The organism is Brotocaccenecus cirricatena (genome assembly GCF_020687045.1).
GTDB lineage: Bacteria > Bacillota > Clostridia > Oscillospirales > Oscillospiraceae > Vescimonas > Vescimonas cirricatena.
This window is the reverse complement of record NZ_JAJEPW010000093.1, coordinates 1-7,688: the sequence shown is the minus strand read 5'-3', so window position 1 is coordinate 7,688 and position 7,688 is coordinate 1. Positions and strand designations below refer to the sequence as shown.

Genomic DNA, 7,688 nt, shown 5'->3' with positions numbered 1-7,688 from the left:
CGGTGTTGTATGCTCTAAAAGACTTCTTAATCAAGCAGTTGGGAAGTCTCTTAGAACACACAACCTAAAACCGAAGAAAGGAGCGCAAGTTATGAGAAAAAACGAGAAAATCACAGCTCTGTACGAACGATTGAGCCGTGATGACTTCGGCAAAGACGATGACCAACAGCGTGAGAGCAATTCCATTTCCAATCAAAAGGCTATGTTGGAGGAGTTCGCCGCACGGCAGGGCTTTACGAACATTGTCCATTTCACGGACGATGGTATTAGTGGCACTTGCTTTGATCGTCCCGGATTTTTGGCAATGATGAAAGAAGTGGAAGCCGGGAATGTGGAGTACCTGTGTATCAAGGACATGAGCCGCATGGGTCGTGACTATCTGAAAGTCGGTCAGATTATGGAAATCCTGCGTCAGCGTGGCGTGCGACTTATCGCCATCAATGACGGCGTGGACAGTGCCAGAGGGGACGATGATTTTACCCCTTTCCGCAACATTATGAACGAGTATTACGCCAGAGACACCAGCCGTAAAATCCGTTCCACTTTCCAGTCCAAAGGCAAGTCCGGCAAGCACCTCACAGGCACGGTTATTTACGGCTATCTCTGGAACGAAGCAAGAGACCAATGGTTGGTTGACCCCGAAGCCGCCGAGGTGGTCAAGCGCATCTTTGCCATGACGATTGAGGGCTACGGTCCGTATCAGATCGCCAGCAAGCTGAAAGAAGAAAAAGTCCTCATTCCGTCCGCTTACCTTGCCCAGCACGGCGAGGGCGTGAACAAGAATAAGACTTTCAAAGATGTGTACGGCTGGGGTTCTTCCACCATCTGCAACATTCTTGAAAAGCGTGAGTATCTGGGACACACCATCAATTTCAAGACCCGAAAGCACTTCAAGGACAAAAAAAGCCATTATGTCCCGGAGGACGAATGGACAATTTTCGAGAATACCCATGAGCCTATCATTGACCAGCAGACCTTTGACCTTGTGCAGAAAATCCGTGGGAATGTCAGACGCTACCCGGACGGCTGGGGCGAAGCGGCTCCCCTCACAGGCTTGCTTTATTGTGCCGATTGCGGCGGCAAGATGTATGTCCACCGTACCAACAACGGCAAGCGTATTTCTCAATATACCTGTTCCCAATACAGCAAAGTCCCAGTTGGAAAGCTCTGCACGACACAGCACCGTATCAATGAAGATGTGGTACTGTCCCTTGTTTCCGAAATGCTCAAAGCTATTGCCGAGTATGCGAAGCATGACAGAGACGAGTTTGTCCGAGTGGTGCAGGAAGCGCAGTCCAGCCAGCAGACGGCAGAGGTCAAGAAACAGCGGACACGCCTTGCCACCGCAAAGCAGAGAGTTTCCGAACTGGAAGTCCTGCTCTGCAAAATCTATGAGGACAACATTTTAGGAAAGCTGTCCGACAGCAGATACGCCACTCTGGACGCTCAATACGAAAAGGAACAGTCCGAGCTTACCGCCGAAATCTCTGCTCTGGAAAAGGCTGTCAAGAGCTATGAGAAGCACGAAAAGGACGCTGATCGTTTTATCGCTCTGATTGACAAGTACGAGAACTTCGACAAGCTGACCATTGCCATGCTCAACGAGTTTATCGAGAAAATCCTTGTGCATGAGCGTGACCGCAAAGGCAGTATACAGACCACACAGGAGGTCGAAATTTACTTCAATTTTGTTGGGCGATTCGTTCCCCCAGCGTTTGGAGAAGTGGAGCTGACCCCGGAAGAATTAGAGGAAATCCGCAAGCGTGAGGAACGCAAGGACAGGCTTCATCAGAACTACTTGAAGCGGAAAGCCAGCGGAGCGCAGAAGCGATACGAGGACAAAATCAAGGGGAGAAAAAAGGCAGAAATCGAAGCCAAGAAAGCCGCCATTCGTGCGGAGGATATTGCAAAGGGCGTGTTCGTTCCCGTCAGCAGTTTACCGCAGAGAGAGCCGATGAAAGGAGTACAAACAGCATGAATATCACTTACACACGGAACGGCGATTATCTTATCCCGAACATCATTATCCGCAAGACCAAGCCCATCGGACACTACGGCAGACTTCGCAAGGCGTATCTAGAAATGCACCGCCCGATACTGTTCAATGAACTGGTGCTATCCGACAAGCTCTTTGAACATTGCGCCGAGATTGAAGAAGCGGCACGAAACCGCATGGAGCTGATCGTGCGGTCACTGGCAGAGCAAAACGGCGTGACCGAGCAACTGAAAGCTGAAAACCAAATGGAATGGGTGCGGCAGATGAACGCTTGCAAGGCGCAGGCAGAGGAAGTTGTGAAAGCAGAGTTGATTTATAATTGAGCGAGGAAGTCCGGGCAGAAAACTGTTCGGACTTTTCTCATATATTCCAAAGTTGCGGTAGAATTGGTCACGAGTTTTATGGTATAATTTGAATACGAAAAATCGTAAAATTGGAAGTTGGTAGAAGGTTACATTATGAGCATTGATAGGAAAATAAATCGCATTCAATTTCTCACGGGAAATTCGTTAAAGTTTATTGCTGTACTGACAATGGTTATTGACCATCTATGTAAAATTGTGCTGCAATGGCTGCTATCAAACTACTGGGGGTCTATGGTAGATAACGAACAAATGTCGTGGGAGAGATTCCAAGAGATAGATAATCTCATACGGTTTGATTTGCAAAGCATTGGGACGATTGCTTTTCCGCTATTCTGTTTTTTGCTGGCAGAAGGATTCCAACACACAAGAAGTAAAAAACGCTATATTGGGTTGATGCTTGCATTTGCCCTTATTTCGGAAATTCCATTTGACATAGGTTTCTTTAGTGCGTATTCACGAATGGAAGGTACATTTCCGTTTTACTTGAAGTATCAAAATGTATTTTTCACCTTGTTTTTAGGCTTATTGACATTGGTATGCCTTGAAAGATTTTCGTGTGAATCCGACCTACCAGTGGATAGAATAAAATCAGTAGTCTTGCAAGTTCTCAGTGTAGTACTTTTTTCCAGCATTGCGGAAGGAATCCGTTGTGACTACGGTATGCAGGGGATCTTATTCATATCAGCATTTTATATTTGCCGTAATCACCGAATCTATCAAGTGCTGCTGTTTCTTTTGGCTTACATGGGGGCAACGGGGAATCAACCACCTTTATGTACGCTTCTTGCCGGCTTGCTTATTCTGCTATACAACGGAAAACGTGGTAAATTGAAGCTGAAATACTTCTTTTATGTTTTTTATCCAGCACATATCCTTGCCCTGTATTTGATTCAGGTAGGACTCGGAAAATACTTGCTGAAATGACTAATTGCAGTTTGTCGAGAAATTAAGCCGGAGAAAAACCCTTTAGGAACTAAAGGGCGCACTTCTATACTCTCCTATCGGGAGTATCGTGCGTCCTGCGGAGCTTCATTCTCCGTCAGCAGAAGAAAACTGCTTGACCGAGAATGTTGCGTCACTTCGTTCCGTCAAGGTGGCTACACCCCCTTGCGCCGCTAAAGCGGCTATCCCTTGTGGACTTGCCGTCCGCAAACAGCATAAAATGCTGTTCGCCGCCAGCAAGTTTGAAAAACTGAATACCGAAAAACTGACCGTTGACTGGTCGCACTATGCGAAAAGTGGACGGTCTTTTTTTATCCCCAAAATCAAAAAAGGAGGTCAATCCCAATGACAAAACCGAAAACCCTCGACCAGCTCCGAGCCGAAAAGGAACGAGCCGAGACGCAGCTTGCACAGGAACAGCACAAGCTTGAGCGTCTGGAGAACCGAAAGAAGTATCTTGAGAAAGGCGAACGCACCAAGCGCACCCACCGCCTTTGCAATCTGGGCGGCACGGTTGAGAGCCTTGCCCCGGAGATCAAAGATCTCACACGCACCGAAATGACAGAGCTGATGGAACACATCTTTTCCCTGTCCGAAGTCCAGCGAGCCGTCCGTCACATGGCGATTACCCACATCAGCCAAGCAAACAGAGAAAGGGAGTTGAAAGCCGATGGCACTATTTCACCTGAGCGTCACGCAGACTAAGCGAAGCGCAGGACAGTCCGCTATTGCTTCTGCCGCCTACCGTGCCGGGGAGCGATTGTATAGCGAGTATTACGGCGAGTACAGCGACTACACCCGCAAGGGCGGCGTGATCTGCTCCGACATTCTCCTGCCGTCCAATGCACCGCCAGAATACGCAGACCGCCAGACCCTATGGAACGCCGTGGAAAAAGCCGAGCGTGGAAAGAACGCCCAGCTTGCATACAGCTTTGACATTGCCTTGCAGAATGAATTTTCCCTTGAGGAAAACATCGCTCTTGCAAGGCAATTTTTGTTGGAGAACTTTGTGAGCCGGGGCATGGTGGTTGACTTCGCCGTACACCAGCCCGACCGGGAGGACGGAGGCATACCAAACCCGCACTTCCATGTGCTTTGCCCTATCCGTCCCATTGAGCAGAACGGCAAATGGGGACTAAAGCAACGCCGGGTGTATGAGCTGGACGAGGACGGCAACCGTATCCGAGACCAGAACGGCGAGTATGTTTTCAACGCCGTTCCCACTACCGACTGGGGCAGTCCCGAAACGCTGGAATACTGGCGGCAGACATGGGCGGAGCTATGCAATGGCAAGTTTGCGGAAAAAGGGCTTGACGTTCGCATCGACCACCGAAGCTATGAGCGTCAGGGCGTGGAGCTTCTTCCCAGCGTCCATGAGGGCGCAACCGTCCGGGCAATGGAGAAGAAAGGCATACGCACCGAGAAAGGCGAGTTCAACCGCTGGATCAGAGCAACCAATGCCGTTATCCGGGACATCAAGAAGAAAATCGCTCTCCTGTTTGATTGGATTGCCGAAGCAAAAGCGGAGCTTGCCAAGCCGCAGGCACCCGACCTTGTTTCTCTGCTGAACGCCTATTACACCAAGCGCAGAGCCGGGGCATATTCGCAGAAAGGCAAGGTCAGCAACCTAAAGGAGATGAACGAGACTTTCAATTATCTCCGGGCAAACGGCATTTACACTCTTGAAGATTTGGAAAGCCGTGTGAGCGAACACAGTGCTGCCACAGAGAGCTTGAAGAAAACGCTGGACGAACAGACCGCCCGAATGAAAGCAATTAAGCAGCTCTATGACAGCTCCGCTGCTTTCCAGAGCTTGAAGCCTGTCTATGACGGCTTGCAGAAAATCAAGTTTGAGAAGCCCAGAGCCAAGTACAAGGCAGAGCATGAAGCGGAACTGAAACAGTTCTACGCCGCCAGACGTAAGCTGACCGGAGAGTTCCCGGACGGCAAGGTGGATATGAAAAAGCTGACCGAAGAGTATGACGAGCTGGAACAGGCGCACAACACCACCTATGGCGAGTTTAAGACCGTCAGAGACGATTTACACCGTCTTTGGAAGGTCAAGTCATGTGTAGATACTGCCGCCCGATTTAACGAGCGTACAGAGGAACAACTGCACCAAAATCGACCCCAAACACGACACAAAAAGGAGGATATATCCCGATGAATTACACCCAAGCACAGATTGACCGGGCAAACGCCGTCAGTCTGGAAGATTTTCTCCGCACACAGGGAGAGACGCTTATCAAAAGCGGACGGGAATACCGCTGGAAAGAACATGACAGCCTGACCGTCCGGGGAAACAAGTGGTTTCGCCACAGCCAGAGCAAGGGCGGCTATCCCATTGATTTTGTCATGGAGTTTTACGGCAAGTCCTTTCCCGAAGCTGTCCAGCTCCTGACCGGCGAAAGCGGCGAGGGGCAGACCGAAGCCAGCACAGCACCGCCCACAGCGTTCCACTTGCCCTTGCACAACAGGACAGCCGACAGAGCAATTCAATATCTCACAGAAAGCCGAGGTCTCAACAAAACGCTTGTTGAGGCTTTTCTTCTTTCCGGGGATATTTACGAGGACGCAAAGCGGCACAATGTTGTGTTTGTCGGCAGAGACCGAAGCGGTACGCCGAGATACGCCCATGTGCGAGGAACGGCAGACCCATTCAGACAGGACATTGTCGGGTCTGACAAATCCTATCCGTTCCGACACGAGGGTAATGGCAATCAGCTCTTTGTCTTTGAAGCGCCGATTGACCTGTTATCGTTTATCTGCCTTTATCCGCAGGATTGGCAGACAAGAAATTATCTTGCCTTGGGCGGCGTTTCGGGCAAAGCCCTTGACCGTTTCCTTTCTGAACGCAAGGACACCCGAAAAGTGTTCCTCTGCCTTGACAGCGACACCGCAGGAAGCGAAGCCTGTACCCGACTGGCACAGTCCATTCCCGGCAAGATCGCCGTCATGCGCCTTGTCCCGGCAAGGAAAGACTGGAACGATGTTCTCCGTCAGCAAAAGGACATTCCCAGCCGCAAATTCATAGCCGAAACAATCACGTTGCGAGAGCTGCCCACCGCCCAGCCTGTTCCCATGCTCCGCATGGCAGATGTGGAGCTGACGAGCGTGGAATGGCTATGGTTTCCCTATATCCCCTTTGGAAAGCTGACCATCATACAGGGCAACCCCGGCGAGGGCAAGACCTACTTTGCCATGCGTCTTGCGGCGGCTTGCACCAACCGAAAGCCCTTACCCGGTATGGAGACACTTGAGCCTTTCAATATCATCTATCAGACCGCCGAGGACGGTCTGGGCGATACCGTTAAGCCCCGGCTGATGGAAGCTGACGCAGACCTTGAACGAGTGCTTGTTATTGACGATAGAGACACGCCGCTGACCCTTGCTGATGAGCGCATCGCAAGAGCAATCCGAGAGAACAACGCAAGGCTGGTTATCATTGACCCGATGCAGGCGTTTCTGGGCGCAGATGTGGACATGAACCGGGCAAATGAAGTCCGTCCCATCTTCCGTAGTCTGGGAGACATTGCACAGGCTACCGGATGCGCTATCGTGCTGATCGGACACCTGAACAAAGCCGCAGGAACGCAAAGCACCTATCGGGGATTAGGGTCTATCGACATTACGGCGGCAGTCCGCAGTCTGCTTTTTATCGGCAAGCTGAAGGACAGCCCCACAACGAGGGTGCTTATCCATGAGAAAAGCTCCCTTGCGCCGCCCGGACAGTCCCTTGCCTTTTCTCTGGGAGACGAGAAAGGCTTTGAATGGATAGGAGCTTATGACATTACCGCTGACGAGCTTCTTGCCGGGACAGACACCGCCAAGACCGAGAGCAAGACCGCACAAGCGCAAATGCTCATTCTGGAACTGCTGGCAGATGGAAAGCGTATGCCAAGTGCAGAGCTGGAAAAGACGGTCAATGAGCGTGGGATTTCCTCACGCACCATGAGAACGGCAAAGAGCCGTATCGGGGACAGGCTTGTGACCGAGAAAGACGGCACAGCATGGGTCTGCTATCTCCGAGACTGACAACAGGAACACGGCAAGCGTGGCAAAGACGGCAAGGTTTTTATAGATACCTTAATGTTGCCGCCTTGCCTTGTTCCCTCATACCGACATCGCCCGATGATGAACAGTCACCGGGCATTTTTCATTTACAGGAGGATTTTGAATGAACAATACCGCAACCAACACCGCCACTTGCCCGACTGTCAGAAAGCAGATCGGCAAGACCACCTATATCGTTCGTGTGCATTTCAGCCAGACCGCAAAAGAGACGATGGAGGACAAAATCAAGCGTCTGCTCCGTGAGGAAGTCCGCAAAATGTAACTTCTTTTTGAATTTGATGAAAAAGTCCTTGACTTTTCGTCTCTGGCAA

Annotated in this window: 8 protein-coding genes; all 8 read left to right on the top strand. The window is 50.6% G+C overall.

The genetic code is table 11. The annotated features are described in order from the left end of the window. Positions 1-91: 91 nt before the first annotated feature. Positions 92-1,978, top strand: a complete 1,887-nt coding sequence (locus tag LKD37_RS16285; protein WP_349048745.1) for a DUF4368 domain-containing protein — start codon at positions 92-94, stop codon at positions 1,976-1,978. Continuing rightward, positions 1,975-2,319 carry a TnpV protein gene (locus LKD37_RS16280; RefSeq protein ID WP_117481232.1) on the top strand — a complete coding sequence of 115 codons (345 nt, stop codon included), beginning with the start codon at positions 1,975-1,977 and terminating at the stop codon, positions 2,317-2,319. Before LKD37_RS16285 ends, LKD37_RS16280 begins: the two co-directional genes overlap by 4 nt. Before the next feature lie 135 nt (positions 2,320-2,454). Then, entirely contained in the window at positions 2,455-3,285 is an 831-nt protein-coding gene (locus tag LKD37_RS16275) for a TraX family protein (protein ID WP_110437415.1), read from the top strand. 133 nt (positions 3,286-3,418) lie between these two features. Further along, a complete protein-coding gene (locus LKD37_RS16270) occupies positions 3,419-3,652 on the top strand; it encodes a hypothetical protein (RefSeq protein ID WP_302930134.1) in 234 nt (77 codons plus the stop codon). Further along, positions 3,649-4,008, top strand: a complete 360-nt coding sequence (locus LKD37_RS16265) for a DUF3847 domain-containing protein (protein ID WP_302930133.1) — start codon at positions 3,649-3,651, stop codon at positions 4,006-4,008. Before LKD37_RS16270 ends, LKD37_RS16265 begins: the two co-directional genes overlap by 4 nt. Continuing rightward, positions 3,974-5,470, top strand: a complete 1,497-nt coding sequence (gene mobQ, locus LKD37_RS16260) for a MobQ family relaxase (RefSeq protein ID WP_302930132.1) — start codon at positions 3,974-3,976, stop codon at positions 5,468-5,470. The genes LKD37_RS16265 and mobQ overlap by 35 nt, the downstream gene beginning before the upstream one ends. Continuing rightward, on the top strand, positions 5,467-7,338 hold the full coding sequence (locus LKD37_RS16255) for an AAA family ATPase (RefSeq protein ID WP_302930131.1): 1,872 nt from the start codon (positions 5,467-5,469) through the stop codon (positions 7,336-7,338). Before mobQ ends, LKD37_RS16255 begins: the two co-directional genes overlap by 4 nt. A gap of 142 nt (positions 7,339-7,480) precedes the next feature. Beyond that, positions 7,481-7,639 carry a transposon-encoded TnpW family protein gene (locus LKD37_RS16250; protein ID WP_006428300.1) on the top strand — a complete coding sequence of 53 codons (159 nt, stop codon included), beginning with the start codon at positions 7,481-7,483 and terminating at the stop codon, positions 7,637-7,639. The last annotated feature ends 49 nt before the right edge of the window (positions 7,640-7,688 follow it).